The 16,058-nt window shown below is 58.0% G+C and carries 11 protein-coding genes; 7 read left to right on the forward strand and 4 right to left on the reverse strand.

Annotated features, from left to right (window positions below; translation table 11 throughout):
* Positions 1-29: 29 nt before the first annotated feature.
* The 4 genes from BOA8489_RS06550 to BOA8489_RS06565 form a co-directional block, all read right to left on the reverse strand.
* Complete coding sequence (locus BOA8489_RS06550; RefSeq protein ID WP_093973205.1) at positions 30-1,439, reverse strand: FAD-binding oxidoreductase; 1,410 nt, start codon at positions 1,437-1,439, stop codon at positions 30-32.
* A gap of 31 nt (positions 1,440-1,470) precedes the next feature.
* Positions 1,471-2,304, reverse strand: a complete 834-nt coding sequence (locus tag BOA8489_RS06555) for an MBL fold metallo-hydrolase (RefSeq protein WP_093973206.1) — start codon at positions 2,302-2,304, stop codon at positions 1,471-1,473.
* A 120-nt stretch (positions 2,305-2,424) separates the two neighbouring features.
* On the reverse strand, positions 2,425-2,913 hold the full coding sequence (locus BOA8489_RS06560) for a VPLPA-CTERM sorting domain-containing protein (RefSeq protein WP_093973207.1): 489 nt from the start codon (positions 2,911-2,913) through the stop codon (positions 2,425-2,427).
* A complete protein-coding gene (locus tag BOA8489_RS06565) occupies positions 2,900-3,097 on the reverse strand; it encodes a hypothetical protein (RefSeq protein ID WP_093973208.1) in 198 nt (65 codons plus the stop codon). Before BOA8489_RS06565 ends, BOA8489_RS06560 begins: the two co-directional genes overlap by 14 nt.
* Positions 3,098-3,413: 316 nt before the next feature.
* On the opposite strand from BOA8489_RS06565, the gene glpD reads away from it, so the two are divergent.
* The 7 genes from glpD (at position 3,414) to glgX (ending at position 16,057) form a co-directional block, all read left to right on the forward strand.
* Positions 3,414-4,994, forward strand: coding sequence for a glycerol-3-phosphate dehydrogenase (glpD, locus tag BOA8489_RS06570; RefSeq protein WP_093973209.1), 1,581 nt, complete (start codon positions 3,414-3,416; stop codon positions 4,992-4,994).
* 30 nt (positions 4,995-5,024) lie between these two features.
* Positions 5,025-6,509 (forward strand): glycerol kinase GlpK, encoded by a 1,485-nt coding sequence (glpK, locus tag BOA8489_RS06575; RefSeq protein WP_093973210.1) that lies wholly within the window; start codon positions 5,025-5,027, stop codon positions 6,507-6,509.
* 103 nt (positions 6,510-6,612) lie between these two features.
* Complete coding sequence (locus tag BOA8489_RS06580; protein ID WP_093973211.1) at positions 6,613-9,003, forward strand: glycogen/starch/alpha-glucan phosphorylase; 2,391 nt, start codon at positions 6,613-6,615, stop codon at positions 9,001-9,003.
* Between the two features lie 37 nt (positions 9,004-9,040).
* Positions 9,041-11,251 (forward strand): 1,4-alpha-glucan branching protein GlgB, encoded by a 2,211-nt coding sequence (glgB, locus tag BOA8489_RS06585; protein WP_093973212.1) that lies wholly within the window; start codon positions 9,041-9,043, stop codon positions 11,249-11,251.
* A 38-nt stretch (positions 11,252-11,289) separates the two neighbouring features.
* Positions 11,290-12,558 carry a glucose-1-phosphate adenylyltransferase gene (glgC, locus tag BOA8489_RS06590; protein ID WP_093973213.1) on the forward strand — a complete coding sequence of 423 codons (1,269 nt, stop codon included), beginning with the start codon at positions 11,290-11,292 and terminating at the stop codon, positions 12,556-12,558.
* Entirely contained in the window at positions 12,555-13,982 is a 1,428-nt protein-coding gene (glgA, locus tag BOA8489_RS06595) for a glycogen synthase GlgA (protein WP_093973214.1), read from the forward strand. The genes glgC and glgA overlap by 4 nt, the downstream gene beginning before the upstream one ends.
* Positions 13,979-16,057 (forward strand): glycogen debranching protein GlgX, encoded by a 2,079-nt coding sequence (gene glgX / locus BOA8489_RS06600; RefSeq protein WP_093973215.1) that lies wholly within the window; start codon positions 13,979-13,981, stop codon positions 16,055-16,057. The genes glgA and glgX overlap by 4 nt, the downstream gene beginning before the upstream one ends.
* Position 16,058 lies beyond the last annotated feature (1 nt).

Consider the following 16,058-nt stretch of genomic DNA (forward strand, 5'->3'; position numbering starts at 1 on the left):
GCGGGGTTCTTGTTTGCGTGTTTGACTATTCAGGTGATGACGACGCCGGGGTTGAGGATGCCGTTCGGGTCGAGGGCGTTCTTGAGGGTCCGCATCGCCGTCAGTTTCGCAGGATCACCATAGCGCGCGAGGTCTGCGGTCTTCAGGCGCCCGATCCCATGTTCGGCGCTGAAGCTTCCGCCCCGTTCGACGACGTTATCGTGCACGCGGTCTGAAATCTTGGCGGCGACGCCCGCGAAGTCTTTTCGGTCTTTTCCGGCGGGTGGGTAGACGTTGTAATGGAGGTTGCCGTCTCCGAGGTGGCCGAAGCAATTGATGCGCACAGGGGCGATTTTCGCGAGGTTTTTGCCGGTCGTGTCGATGAATTCGGCCAAGTGCGACAGCGGCAGCGAGATATCGTGGCTGGCAATGGCGCCGATGGCGCGATTGGCGAGTGGGATTGTTTCACGCACGGTCCAGAAGTCGTCGGCCTGTTGGCCGCTGGAGGCGATTAGGCCGTCGGTGACGAGATCGGCCTCATAGGCTTCTGCGAAGACCGTTTCGAGGATCGTTTGCGGGTCGGTTCCCGCTGGGGTCGCGATTTCGACGAGGACAGACCAGTCGGGGGGTGTCTCGAAGGGCTGGCGTGTGTCGGGGAATTTCTCTTTGAGAAAATGAAACCCCGTGCTGTTCAGAATTTCGAAGGCCGAGATGACTTCGCCCGCCGTGTCCCATGTGCGCGCGAGAAGATCAAGCGCGGCAGTCGGGTTGTTGACCGCAAGAAACGCCGTTGCGGTGTGCGCAGGGCGCGGCGAAAGTTTCAGCGCGGCGGCGGTAATGATGCCAAGTGTGCCCTCTGAGCCAATGAGCAAGTGGCGCAGGTCGTAGCCGGTGTTGTCTTTGCGCAAGCGCTTCAGGCCGTGGAGAATATCGCCGTTTGGCAAGACTGCTTCAATGCCGAGGCAGAGGTCACGTGCCATACCGTAGCGCAGCACGTTGAGACCGCCGGAATTTACAGCGAGGCCCGCGCCGATCTGTGCGGTGCCTTTGCTGCCATAGGTCAGCGGGAACAGCCGGTTGATGTCGGCTGCTGCGTTGTGGATGGTCTCAAGCGTCACGCCCGCTTCGGCAATCAGGGCGTTTTCCTGCGAGTGAATGGCGCGGATGGCGTTCATGTTTTCCAGCGACAGGATCAGGGGCTCGGGGCCTTTGGTGGTCAGTTGACCGCCGACAAGGCCGGTGCCGCCACCGTAGGGTTGAATGCCGAATTTGTGGGTATTGGCGAAGCGGATGATGGCTGCGACGTCTTCGGTGGTGCGGGGGGCTGCGACATAGGTTGGCAGGCCGGTCCATTTGCCGCGCGGTTCTTCGAGGTAGCGTTGCTCGGCGGGTTTCAGGCGCAGTTCGGGGAGCGCGGCGCCAAGGGCGCTGGCGGTATCAAGAGTGAAGGCGTTCAGCATTTGAGACGTTGGTCTTTCGCGAGGCGGGGTGTCAATCTTCCATAGTCAGGAAACGGGGTTCTAACACAACCACTGTCGGACGGCTTGGCAGCGTGCGAAGGGACACTTCCAGCGATGTTTCGCCGCTACGGTCGATGTCGAAGTCATCCGAGATGCTGGTCAGAAAGCGTTCAAGCGATTGGCGGGAAAACCAGTGCATTGGCAGGACGATGGATGATTTGAGACGCGTGATGATGCGCGTCATTGTAGGAGTGTCGACGGTGAGGCCTCCGTCTACGGCGGCCATGACGACATCGAGGCGGCCAAGGGCGGCGTATTGCTGTTCGCTTGGTTCGTGGTGGAGGTGGCCGAGGTGGCCGATACACAACCCCCCGACTTCGAAGATGAAGATCGAGTTGCCGTCCTTCACTCGCGTCACGGCATCGAAACGGTCGCGGATATCGGTGGTGACATTGCGCACCAGCATCTCGCCAAGGTCGAGGTTATAGTCGGCGGGACGACCCTCTTGCCGCCAGCCTTCAAGTATATGGGGGATGTCGGGGTTGGGAAACGCGGTCCAGTGCGTGCCGTGCGCGTTGTTCATCGTAACGATATCGGGGGTCTTGGTCACAGGACCGATGAAGCCATTGTAATCGGTGATTGCGCTTAGGCCGCCAGCCGTCCGAAGGAGGAACATCGAATGGTCGATGTAGGTCAGGCGGACGGTGAATTCGTCGGGCAGGGGGGCTTGCCAACTGGCCTGTTGGATGAACTCGAGACCGGGATCTGCGTTGGCGATTGCGATGCAATGGCTGATGCGGCGATCCTGGGCTGTCGTGGTAGTCGCAAGCAAAGCAAAGAGGCAGGCAAGGGCTAGACGGCGCATGGGCAAGGTCCTTGGAGCTGTTTTCTGCTTCAAAGATAGATCAGCGTTGGCCGAGGGCAAAAGCAGAAAGGGCCGCCCCAATCGGGACGGCCCTTAGTCTCACACTGTGAGAAGTGTCGCTTAGCTGCGCTTGCGGCGCATCATGGCGATACCGCCCATGCCAACCAGCAGCAGAGGTAGAGTTGCCGGAAGCGGGATCGGTGTCAGGTCGCCGTTGACTTTCAGCACCGATGGATCGCCGTTTGTTGCGACATACAGAAGGCTGAATTCACCGCCGTCGAAGCCGAAGACTTCGGTTGTCTTGACGGTGTTCGGACCTTCGCGCCCACCAATACGGACGCCATCGTCACCGACTGCGACGCCGTCGTCGTGTTCGATCACGAAGTCGCCAACCATGTTCAGTATCGTTGTGAACAGGAAGAAGGTGGTTGTGGCCGTGCCGTCACCGATGCTTGGCTTGCTGAGTTGCAGCGCTCCGAAGTCGGTGTCGAGGCCGGTGACGGTTCCGCCGCCGGTTGCCAGCCAGTCGGCGATGGTTGTGCCGTCGGATCCGTCGAACGTTCCGAAGTGCAGATCGCCTTCGTATGTGAAATCGTCACGCGGATTCACATACGAAGGCGATCATCGCGTTATAGGCCGCTTCGGCGTTCTCGATTGTTGCTTTGGAAGCATCACGGTCCAATTCTACGGCATTCACAGCCGTGACTTCAAAGAAACCGTTCAAAGTTGCCGCGCTGGCGCTAGTCGCCATTGCAGCCGCGACGATGGACGCCGCAAAAATAGATTTTAGCATGATTTTCCCCACACTTGTTACAAACGGTGATTGCGTATCATGACGAATTAACTCGGGCAATTGGCTAGGTTTCTGAATTTGTTGCAAAATTCTCAACAAAAAGACAGGTTTTCCAGTATTGGTCCGTCATCGGATGTGAATGGTGTCTGGCTTGGGTCTGCACGCCGATTCTGGCGAAATCCTGCTGCTTGAATTTTGATTTGCAAAGCGCCTTGAAGGACTGACAAACCGCCGTTGTAGCCTCACACGGTTTCTGAAAGAGTGCAGCCGGCAAAAGTGACCCGCAAACTGAAAAAGTCGATAAGGAAAATGTAGCATGGCCGATCGCGCTGTGGATTTGTTCATCATCGGAGGCGGCATCAACGGCACTGGCATTGCGCGGGACGCGCAAGGGCGCGGGCTGCAGGTGAAGCTTGCTGAGATGAATGACCTCGCTTCGGCGACTTCCTCGGCTTCGACGAAGCTTTTCCACGGTGGTTTGCGATATCTCGAGTACTTCGAAATCGAGTTGGTCAAGAAGGCCCTGGTCGAGCGCGAAACGCTGTTAAAGGCGATGCCGCATATTTCGTGGCCGATGCGCTTTGTGTTGCCCTATCACAAGGACATGCGGTTCGAGAATTCGACGCCCGCGTCGAAGCTGTTGAACATCTTCATGCCCTGGATGCGCGGGCGGCGTCCCGGCTGGATGATCCGGCTGGGATTGTACGCCTATGACAACCTTGGTGGCCGCGAGATTTTGCCGGGTACGAAGACGGTCAACCTCAAGCGCGATCCGGCGGGTGCGGCTTTGGATGATAAGTTCGAAAAGGCCTATGAGTATTCAGACTGTTGGGTCGAAGATGCCCGATTGGTGGCGCTGAACGCCCGCGATGCCGCGGAACGCGGAGCAACGATTTTGGTGCGCACGCGGGTTTTGACGGCGGAACGCGAAGGCGATCTTTGGCGGATCGAAACGCTGGATCTGATGACGGGCGGGCGACATACGCATCTGGCGAGGGCTATCGTGAACGCCGGTGGGCCTTGGGTTGAGGACATCGTCCGCGGCGTTGCGCGCCTGAACACAAGCGAGGGAGTCAGGCTGGTTAAGGGCTCGCACATTGTGACCAAGCGGTTGTTCGATCACGACAAGAGCTATTTCTTTCAAGGCGAGGACGGGCGGATCATCTTTGCGATCCCCTATGAGACCGATTTCACGCTGATCGGGACAACAGACCAGGAATACGAAGGCGATCCGTCCAAGGCGACCTGCAGCGCCGCCGAGGCCGATTATCTGATTAATTTCGTGAACAGGTATTTTAAGAACGATATCAGCCGCAAGGATATCATCTGGACCTACTCCGGTGTGCGTCCGCTTTATGATGACGGGGCAAAATCCGCTACTGCGGCGACGCGCGACTACGTGCTGTCGCTGGACGAGAATGGCCCGCCCATTTTAAGCGTATTCGGCGGTAAGATCACCACGTACCGCAAGCTGGCCGAACAGGCGATGGCGAAGCTTGAGCCGTTTTTCACCTATTCGAAGGGGGACTGGACGGCGGGTGTTGCGTTGCCTGGTGGGGATTTCGCCGTCGCGGATTTCGACGCACTGGTCGCGCGGGTTTTGACGGATTTTCCATTTCTGACGCCGTTCTGGGCGCGTCGACTGGTGCGTGCCTATGGCACTGACGCCTGGATGGTATTGGGCTCGGCAGCATCGGCGGACGATTTGGGCGAGGATTTTGGGGCAACGTTAACGGATGCCGAAGTAAAGTGGCTGGTGTCGAAGGAATATGCGCGATCTGCCGAAGATATCGTTTGGCGGCGTTCAAAGCTTGGCTTGCGTCTGACGCCCGCGCAGATTGCGCGGTTGGACGAAACGATGCCGCAGCCTCTGGTTGTGTCAGCCAGCAAGAACTGAAAACAAGGCGAATTCGGAGAGGATGACCAAATGCGATATGTAATGGCAATTGATCAGGGCACGACTTCAAGCCGGGCGATCTTGTTTGATGAAAAGATGACGATCAAGACGATCGCGCAAGAGGAATTCCCGCAGCATTATCCGGCAAGTGGTTGGGTCGAGCATGACCCGTCGGACCTGTGGTCGACCGTGGCGGCGACCTGTCGTGCAGCGATCGAGAAGGCCGGGATAAACGCGACGGATATTGCGGCGATTGGTATCACGAATCAGCGTGAGACGACTTTGGTGTGGGACAAAGCGACAGGTGAGCCGTTGCACAATGCGATCGTCTGGCAAGACCGCCGGACGGCTGACTATTGCGCGGAAATGGTTGCGGCAGGTCATGAAGACACGATCACACGCAAGACGGGACTGCTTTTTGATCCATATTTTTCTTCGACCAAGCTGAAGTGGATTCTGGACAAGGTACCGGGATCGCGCGAGCGGGCGGCGAAGGGTGAATTGCTGTTTGGGACGGTGGATACCTACATCATCTGGCGTCTGACAGGCGGTGCCGTTCACGCAACCGATGCGACAAATGCGTGTCGGACGATGCTTTATGATATCGAAAAAGGGACCTGGTCGACGACGATATGTGCGCTGTTCGACATTCCGATGGAAGTGCTGCCCGAGGTTAAGAACTCGGCGGATGATTTCGGGGTGACGCGGCGTGACTTATTCGGGCGCGAGATCCCCATTCTTGGTGTCGCAGGTGATCAGCAGGCGGCGACAGTTGGGCAGGCATGTTTCAAGCCTGGCATGATGAAGTCGACTTACGGCACGGGTTGTTTTGCGCTTTTGAACACCGGGGACACGCCGATCCGGTCGAACAACCGCCTTTTGACGACGGTAGCTTATCAGTTGGACGGCAAGCGGACCTATGCACTTGAAGGCTCGATCTTTATTGCGGGAGCGGTGGTGCAGTGGTTGCGCGATTGCTTGAAGATCATTCGCGAGGCACCGGAGACCCAGCCCTTGGCAGAAAAAGCCGACCCGATGCAATCGGTTGTGATGGTGCCGGCGTTCACGGGACTGGGCGCGCCTTATTGGAAGCCGGATTGCCGGGGTGCGGTTTTCGGGCTGACGCGAAATTCGGGTCCGGCGGAGTTTGCGCGGGCGGCTTTGGAGAGTGTCGGGTATCAGACGCGCGATCTGCTGGAGGCTATGCGGGCCGATGCTCCGGGCGAGCTGAAGGGCGTTTTGCGCGTCGATGGCGGGATGTCTGCGAGCGATTGGACCATGCAGTTCCTGTCTGACATCATCGGAGCGCCGGTTGACCGTCCCGAGGTGAAGGAAACGACGGCGCTGGGTGCGGCCTGGCTGGCGGGGATGAAGGCCGGGATTTATCCGGATCAAGACGCATTTGCGAATAACTGGGCTTTGGAGGCGCGGTTTGAGCCTAAAATGGCGAAAGATGAGCGGGCGCAAAAATATGCGCGCTGGCACAAGGCTGTTCAGGCCACCATGGCGGTTTAGCCAAGATTCGCGAAATGTCGGTTGCATGGTCGATAAAACATGGGAATAAGCGTCTTTGTTAACGCTAACGAAGCACGTGCGTGCTGGGTTTAGGAGCAGTGTTATGGGTGATCAGACTTTGAAGGACGCGATCCTTTCGCACCTGAAATACAGTCTTGGAAAAGATGCCGACCATGCCACGATTTATGACTGGCGCGTGGCCCTGTCGCTTGCGACGCGGGATCGGATTGTGGACCCTTGGTTTCAGTCCACGCGTGCAACTTATCGTGCTGGTGCGAAACGGGTTTATTACCTTTCAATGGAGTTTCTGATTGGGCGTCTTCTGGAAGATGCGATGGTCAACACCGGTATTCTGGATGAAGCAAAAGCGGCTTTTGACGGCATGGGCTTGCCGTTCGACAAGATCATCCACGACGAACCTGATGCAGCTCTTGGCAACGGCGGTCTGGGCCGGTTGGCGGCGTGTTTTCTCGAGAGCCTCTCGACGCTTGGAATCCCGGCTTATGGGTATGGGATTCGCTATGAGCATGGGCTTTTCCGTCAAAGGTTCGATCATGGTCGTCAGGTTGAGGAGCCTGAGGACTGGTTGACGCAGGAGCACGTCTGGGAATTCGAGCGCCCTGAAGCGGCGTTTGAGATCGGTTTTGCCGGTGAGACGTTTGAAAACGGCGGTCGCACGGTTTGGCGGCCGAATGAGTCCGTGATGGCACAGGCGTTTGATACTCCGGTCATTGGCTGGAAGGGCGAATGGGCGAACACACTTCGGCTTTGGGGAGCGCTGCCGACGAAGGTTCTGGATCTCGGGCTGTTCAATCGTGGTGATTATGCGGGCGCTGCCGAGCCGGAGGCTTTGGCGCGGACGATCAGCCGGGTTCTATATCCGGACGACACGACAGATGAGGGTAAGGCTCTGCGCCTGAAGCAGGAGTATTTCTTCACAGCAGCGTCTCTGCGCGACATCCTGCGGCGGTTTGAAAGCGAGCATTCGGATCTGCGCGACTTGCCGAAGAAGGTCGCAATCCAGATGAATGACACGCACCCGGCGATTGCGGGGCCTGAGCTGGTGCGCCTGTTGCACGACGAGCGAGGACTGCCATTTGCAGATGCGATGATGGTGGCGCGCGGCTGTCTGAATTACACAAACCACACGCTGTTGCCGGAAGCGCTTGAGCGGTGGTCGGAAGGTCTGATGGGGCATTTGTTGCCGCGTCACATGCGTCTGATCGAAATGATAAACGAAAGCCATTCGCAGCAGTATCCCGGCGTGACCATTATCGAACACGATCAGGTCAAGATGGGCGAGTTGAGCTTTGTCATGGCGTCCAAGGTGAATGGCGTTTCGGCGCTTCACACGGAGCTAATGAAAGAGACTGTTTTCAAGGACTTGAACGGTTTGCATCCTGAGCGGATCGTCAACCAGACCAATGGTGTGACGCCGCGCCGGTGGTTGAAGACGTGTAATCCGGGTCTTGCAGGTGTAGTTACGCAGGCGATTGGTGATGGTTGGGTTGGCGATGCCGAAAAGCTCGTCGAGTTAGAGCCGCATATCGCAGATAGCGGGTTTCTGGAGCGGTTCACGGCGGCGAAGCGGGCCAACAAGGAAACGCTGTCGAACTGGTTCGGCACTGAACTTGGCGTCAAGGTTGATCCCAGCGCGATGTTTGACGTGCAGATAAAGCGTATCCATGAATACAAACGCCAACATCTGAACATTCTGGAGACGATCGCGCTCTGGCAGGAGATGCGGGACAATCCGAATGGCGACTGGACGCCGCGGGTGGTTGTCTTTGGTGGCAAGGCGGCGCCGGGCTATCACTTTGCCAAGGATATTATCTATCTGATCAACTCGGTGGCGCGGGTCGTAAATGCTGATCCGATTACGTCGAAATTGCTGAAGATCGTCTATCCTCCGAATTATAACGTTACTTTGGCCGAGCGATTGATCCCGGCGACGGATTTGTCCGAGCAGATCTCGACGGCTGGAAAAGAGGCGTCCGGCACTGGCAACATGAAATTCGCTCTGAACGGAGCGATGACGGTTGGCACCTTGGATGGTGCGAACGTTGAAATTCGCGAGCATGTCGGGGCCGAGAATTTCTTCCTGTTTGGGATGACGGCTCAGGAGGTTTGGGCGCGCCGCGAGGTCGAGGACCACGCAGGACAGGCGATTGCCGCCGATCCGAAGCTGGCGCGCGCGTTGGACAGCTTGCGCAACGGTACGTTCGCGGACGGCGATCATGACCGGTTCCGTGGCATTGCCGACAACGTGTCGGGGCCCGACTACTTCCTTGTCGCGTCGGATTTCAGCGACTACTGGCGCGCGTCGCGCGAGGCCGATGCGGCGTTCCGTGACCCGGCCCGCTGGGCGCGGATGACGGCACTGAATACGGCGCGTTCGGGATGGTTCTCGTCAGACCGGACGATTCGTGGTTATGCTTCTGAAATATGGGACGCTTTGCCGCCCAAGCCGCTGAGGAGCATTGCGGCGGCCTAAGGGCCGGACAGAGCGAAAAAAGGAACGGGGGGACGTTATGCCGTCGAAAGCGACTGATGCCTATACCGCGATTTCGCTTGAGGATGCGCGACGCATTGTCGTCGGGCAACACAATGATCCCTTCGCCGTTCTGGGACCTCACAAGGTAGGACGTGCGCGTTTCGTGAATGCTTTTGATCCGGGTGCGGATCGGATGTTCGCGATTGTCGGCAAGAAAAAGTATGAGCTTTCTGCGGTGCCGGATGCGCCTGGTGTGTTTACCGGCAAGGTACCCGGAAAGACGGCTTATCGTCTTTACGGCGAGGATGATGCTGGCGGGTTCTGGGAAATGGACGACGCTTTCCGCTTTGGCCCGGTTATGGGCGAGATGGACGAGTATCTTCTGGCCGAAGGCACGCACGAGCGCATCTGGCAGGTTCTCGGCGCGCATGTGATCCAGCATGAGGGTGCGCAGGGTACGCATTTCGCGGTTTGGGCACCGAACGCGCGGCGCGTTTCGGTTGTAGGTGACTTCAATGCCTGGGATGGGCGGCGGCATCCGATGCGGCGACGCGGGGCGACCGGCGTTTGGGAGACCTTCGTTCCGGGTGTCGGTGACGGGACGGTTTATAAATACGAAATTCTAGGGATTGATGGCACGACAATGCCTTTGAAAGCGGACCCGGTTGGCTTTGGCAGCCAGCATCCGCCCGAGAATGCCAGTGTCGTGCGCGATATAACGGGATACGGCTGGGACGACGACCAGTGGATGGCCGAGCGCGGTGACCGCAATGCGCGGACCGCTCCAATCAGTGTCTATGAGGTACATCTGGGGTCGTGGCGGCGGAAAGTCGAGGAAGACCATCGAATGCTCAGCTACAAGGAAATGGTGACCGAACTGGTCGACTACGTGGCGGATATGGGTTTCACCCATATCGAGCTCTTGCCGATCAGTGAGTTTCCTTTTGATGGTTCGTGGGGGTATCAGCCCGTTGGGATGTTTGCGCCGACCATTCGGTTCGGACCGCCGCATGAGTTCCGCGATTTCGTTGAGGCCGCGCACCTGAAGGGCTTGGGTATCCTACTCGACTGGGTGCCGGGGCATTTCCCGACGGATGCGCATGGACTTGGGCGGTTTGACGGCACGGCCCTGTATGAGCACGCCGATCCGCGCGAAGGGTTCCATCAGGATTGGAACACCTACATATATAACTACGGACGGCGCGAGGTTGCGAATTACCTGATCTCTAACGCCCTGTATTGGTTGGAAGAATACCACATTGATGGCTTGCGCGTGGATGCTGTAGCCTCGATGCTTTACCGCGATTATTCGCGCAAGGATGGCGAGTGGGTGCCGAACAAGGACGGTGGTCGGGAGAATTACGAGACCATCGAGATGTTGCAGCGGATGAACGTCACTACCTACGGCAAGGTCGATGGGATTATGACCGTCGCGGAAGAATCGACCAGTTTTCCGGGGGTTTCGCGCCCTGTGGACGCGGGTGGCCTTGGGTTTGGCTACAAGTGGAACATGGGTTGGATGAACGACACGTTGGAATACGTGAAGAAAGACCCGATCTATCGCAAACATCATCACCACCAAATGACGTTCGGGTTGCATTACGCGTTTTCCGAGAATTTCATTCTGCCGATCAGTCATGACGAGGTAGTGCACGGCAAAGGGTCGATGCTGACGAAGATGCCGGGTGACGACTGGGAGAAGTTCGCAAACCTGCGGGCCTATTACGGGTTCATGTGGGGGCATCCCGGCAAGAAACTTTTGTTCATGGGGCAGGAATTTGCGCAGCGAGCCGAGTGGAACCACAACCAGTCGCTGGACTGGGCCTGTCTGGCGGACGGGATGCACGCAGGTATGCAGCGGTTGGTGCGGGATCTGAACGCGCTTTATCGGGCCGAGCCTGCGCTGCACGTAAAGGATTGTGAACCCGACGGGTTCCAATGGATCGAATCCAATGATGCGGATGCGAGCACTTACGCCTGGCTCCGGCGGGGCGGCGAAGGGGATCGTCCCGTCGCGATCATCTCGAATTTTACGCCGGTTGAGCGCAGCGCATGGCAGTGCGGCCTGCCGCACGAAGGCCGTTGGCGCGAGGCTTTGAACACAGACGCCAGCGTCTATGGCGGCGGAGACCGCGGGAACATGGGAGAGGTCATCGCGAGCGGTGAGGGATGGCATGGCCAGCCTGCATCGGCGCGCGTGACGGTGCCACCACTGAGCACCATCATTTTGACCTTTGAGGGAAGCTAAATAAGACTAAGACTAAGAAAAAGAATGGGGAGGACCACATGACACCGAAAATAAATGGACGCCTGTCGGCGCGTTCGATGGCCTTTGTATTGGCCGGGGGGCGTGGATCGCGGCTTAAGGAGTTGACCGACAACCGCGTGAAGCCGGCGGTCTTTTTCGGGGGCAAGGCACGGATTATCGACTTTGCGCTGTCCAACGCGTTGAACTCGGGTATCCGAAAGATGTCGGTGGCCACTCAGTACAAGGCGCACAGTCTGATCCGGCATTGCCAGCGCGGCTGGAACTTCTTTCGCGCCGAGCGGAACGAATACCTGGATATCCTGCCGGCTTCACAGCGTGTTGAAGAAAACAAATGGTATGTCGGCACGGCCGACGCCGTGACGCAAAACATTGATATCGTTGATAGCTATGGCATTGAATACATTCTGATTTTGGCTGGAGATCACATCTATAAGATGGATTACGAGATCATGCTGCGCCAGCATGTCGATACCAATGCAGATGTGACCGTCGGCTGTCTGACGGTCCCGCGCGAAGAGGCGACGGCTTTTGGTGTGATGCACGTGGACGAGAACTACAGGATCACACAGTTCCTTGAGAAACCTGCCGATCCCCCTTCCATTCCGGGCGATCCGAAGCACGCCTTGGCGTCGATGGGCATCTATGTTTTCAAGTGGTCCTTTCTGCGCGAGTTGTTGTTGGTAGATGCTGCAAACCCAGATTCAACCCATGATTTCGGCGGCGACCTGATCCCCGAGATCGTAAAGAACGGAAAAGCTCAGGCGCATCGCTTCAACGATTCCTGTGTGCGCCACGACCCGAAAGCTCCAGCCTATTGGCGCGATGTGGGGACTGTGGATGCGTTTTGGCGCGCGAATATCGACCTGACGGACTTCACCCCGGATCTTGATCTTTGGGACACCAACTGGCCGATCTGGACCTATTCGGAAAGCGTGCCGCCAGCGAAGTTCATTCACGACCAAGAGGATCGACGCGGCTCGGCTGTGTCGTCGCTGGTGTCAGGCGGTTGCATTGTTTCGGGCACCGAGATCAAGAAATCGCTGCTGTTCACGCAGGTGCATACCAACAGTTATGCCTCGCTCGATCAAGTTGTGGCGCTGCCTTACGTGAATGTTGCGCGCTCAGCGCGACTTAGGAATTGCGTCATCGACCGTGGGGTTCATATCCCGCAAGGATTGGTCGTGGGCGAGGACCCGGTCGAGGACGCCAAGTGGTTTCGTGTCACCGAAGGCGGTGTCACATTGATCACCCAGTCGATGATTGACGCGAGGGCCGCCAAACTATGACGCGCATCCTGTCCGTCACGTCGGAATGTGTTCCGCTGGTGAAAACCGGTGGGCTTGCTGATGTGGCGGGCGCGTTACCGGGGGCCTTGAAACCCCTGGGCTATGACATGCGAACGCTTCTGCCGGGATACCGTTCGGTTATGAAAGCGTTGAAAAAGACGCGGACGGTTCTGGATGAAGACGACCTTTTCGGAGGTCCGGTTCGGGTTCTGGAGGCGAAGGTTGCGGGCTTGTCACTCTATGTCTTGGAGGCGGCGCATCTTTTTGACCGTGACGGTTCGCCCTATCTGGACGCGCAGGGCAGTGATTTTCCCGACAACCCGGAACGGTTCGCAGCCTTGTCCTGGATCGCGATGCGGATCGCTCGCGACGGGGCGAAAGGCTGGGCGCCGGATGTGGTCCATGCGCACGATTGGCAGGGCGGGTTCGCGCCCTATTACATGAAGAAGAACGGCGTGGATGTGCCGTCTGTTCTGACAATCCACAACATTGCGTTTCACGGGCTGGCGCCGGCGGACCGACTGGCGGGACTACGACTTGATCCGGCGGATTTCGTGGCTGAGGGCTTTGAGTACTGGGGGCAGATCGGTGCGTTGAAGGCGGGGCTGCAATTTGCCACGGCGTTGACGACGGTCAGTCCGACATATGCGCGCGAGTTGACCACACCCGAGTTCGGCATGGGGTTGGACGGTGTTCTGCGAGCGCGGTCCGGGGACCTGACCGGTATTCTGAACGGGATCGATCTGGAGATCTGGGATCCGAGAACCGACCCCGAGATCGTGAATTACAAGACGCCACGCGGCAAGGGGCGCGCCAAGGCGCGGCTGCGCAAGGAATTCGGGTTGCCGGATTCTGACGGGCCCTTGGTGATCGTGGTGTCGCGGCTCAGTCATCAGAAGGGTCTGGATCTGTTGCTTGAGGCCTTGCCTGCGTTCATCGACCGTGGCGGACAATTGGCTTTGCTGGGGTCGGGTGACAAGGCGCTTGAAGGCGCGTTCGTGAAGGCGGCTGAACAGGCAAACGTGGCCGTTCGGATTGGCTATGACGAGGCATTGAGCCATCGCATGATGGCGGGCGCAGACGCGATTCTGGTGCCGTCGCGGTTTGAACCTTGCGGTCTGACGCAGCTTTATGGGCTTCGCTATGGCACTGTGCCTGTGGTGGCGGCGACCGGGGGGCTGGTTGATACGGTAATCCCAGCAAGTCCAATGGCGATGCGGTCGGGTGTGGCAACGGGTTTGCAGGTGTCTCCTTTGACATCGCATGCGCTGGCGACGACGCTGGGGCATCTGGTTGACCTCTATCACGACGTGGATGCCTGGGCGATGTTGCAGTCCAATGCGATGCGCCAAAGTGTCGGTTGGGAAGCTTCGGCTGCGGAGTACGCAAGCCTCTATGATCGATTGACGGCTGCCAATAAATGAGTTTCAGCATCGGCCCCGGCTCAAGCGCTCGACTTGGCGCGACCCTGACGGAGAACGGGGTCAATTTTGCGGTGTTTTCGGATCATGCGACGCAGATTTTCGTGTGCCTTTTCGACGCCGACGGCCGGGAAACAAAGATCGCCTTGCCGGAGCGAGAGGGCGGTATTTTCCACGGTGAAATCAGAGGATTGAAGGCGGGCCAGCTATACGGGCTACGCGCGCGGGGTCCGTATCGTCCGGACGAGGGCCACCGGTTCAATGTGAACAAACTTCTCATTGATCCCTATGCGCGGCAGTTGACCGGCAGACCAAAATGGGATGATCGGATTTTCGGTTATGACCGCGAGGCGGCGGCGCTGGATCTGAGTTTCGATCCACGCGACAGCGCGTCGAGCATGCCGCGCTGCATTGTAATGGAGGACTTCGATTTCCCGCCGGTGAAACGTCCCGGCACGCCCATATCCGATACGGTCATCTACGAAGGTCACGTCCGGGGTCTGACGCAGCTGCATCCCGACATTCAGCAAAAAGGAACGTTCGACGGACTGGCCGAGCCAGCAATGCTGGAACACCTTACAAACCTTGGCGTGACCGCGATTGAGTTGCTGCCCGTCCATGCGTTTCTGAGCGAGCATTTCCTCGTCAAACAGGGACTGACGAACTACTGGGGCTATCAGTCTTTCGGGTTCTTCGCGCCTGATCCCAAGTATCTCGGGTCAGGTGGCGTTGCCGGATTTCGCGCCATGGTGGACCGGTTCCACGAGGCCGGGATCGAGGTCTTTCTGGACGTGGTGTACAACCATACGCCGGAAGGGGACGAAATGGGGCCGACGATCTCGTTTCGTGGTTTGGACAACGCGAGCTATTACCTGCTGGCCGACGACCGTCGCCAATATCTGAATTATGCGGGAACGGGAAACACCGTGAATGTCGATCATCCGATGGTCTTGAGGATGGTCATGGACAGTCTTCGCTATTGGGTGAACGTGATGGGCGTGGACGGGTTTCGTTTTGACCTTGCCAGCGTTTTGGGTCGAACCCCGGAAGGGTTTGACCGCGGGTCGGGTTTTTTTGATGTCATTCGTCAGGACCCGTCGATGGCCGGCATCAAGCTGATCGCCGAGCCTTGGGACATTGGCCCTGGCGGATATCAGCTTGGCGCCTATCCGCCGCCGTTCCTGGAGTGGAACGACAAGTATCGCGATGGCGTCCGCCGCTTTTGGCGCGGTGATCCAGGTCGGGTCGCGGATCTTGGCGAGCGATTGACAGGATCTTCCAAGCAATTCGATCATTCGCGGCGCAACGCTACGGCTTCGGTGAATTTCCTGACCGCTCATGATGGTATGCCGCTGGAAGATCTGGTGAGCTATTCCACAAAGCACAACGAGGCGAACGGGGAAGGCGGAAAGGATGGCCACTCAGAGGATTATTCGGCCAACCTTGGTGTCGAAGGTCCGACCGAAGATGTGTCTATTCTGGCTGCCCGTGCGCGCCGCAAGCGCGCCATGATGGCGACCCTTCTGATGTCACAAGGCACGCCGATGCTGTTGGCTGGCGACGAGCTTGGGAACACGCAAGGTGGCAACAACAACGCTTATGCGCAGGACAACGAGACTGCCTGGATCGACTGGTTGAAACCCGATCAGGGCTTTCTGGATTTCACCCGGCGGTTGATCGCGTTTCGCCGGGCGCATCCGGTCTTGCGACAGAAGCTGTTTCTGCATTCGCGGGAACGGATGATTGATGGTGTCGAGGATCTGTTCTGGTGGCGCGAAGACGGTGCGCCGATGGAAACGAAGGACTGGCATGATCCGGCGCGCAGAGTGCTGGCCGTAGAAAAGCGGACCGCTGCCGGAACGCCTGCCTATGCCGCTTCGGAATACGCGGTACTGACGATCTTCAATGCGGGTCCTGAGGTGTCTTTCCAACTGCCGTCAGTGGCTGACGGACAGCATTGGCGTCATGATGTCGACAGCGCCAATCCGGACCATGATCGTCGGGTGGTGACGGTTGAAACTATTGAAATTGCAGAGCAAAGCGTGTCGGCTCTTGTGCTTGTCAGCGCTGAAGTCTGAT

The sequence above is a fragment of the Boseongicola aestuarii genome (genome assembly GCF_900184815.1).
Classification (GTDB): domain Bacteria; phylum Pseudomonadota; class Alphaproteobacteria; order Rhodobacterales; family Rhodobacteraceae; genus Boseongicola; species Boseongicola aestuarii.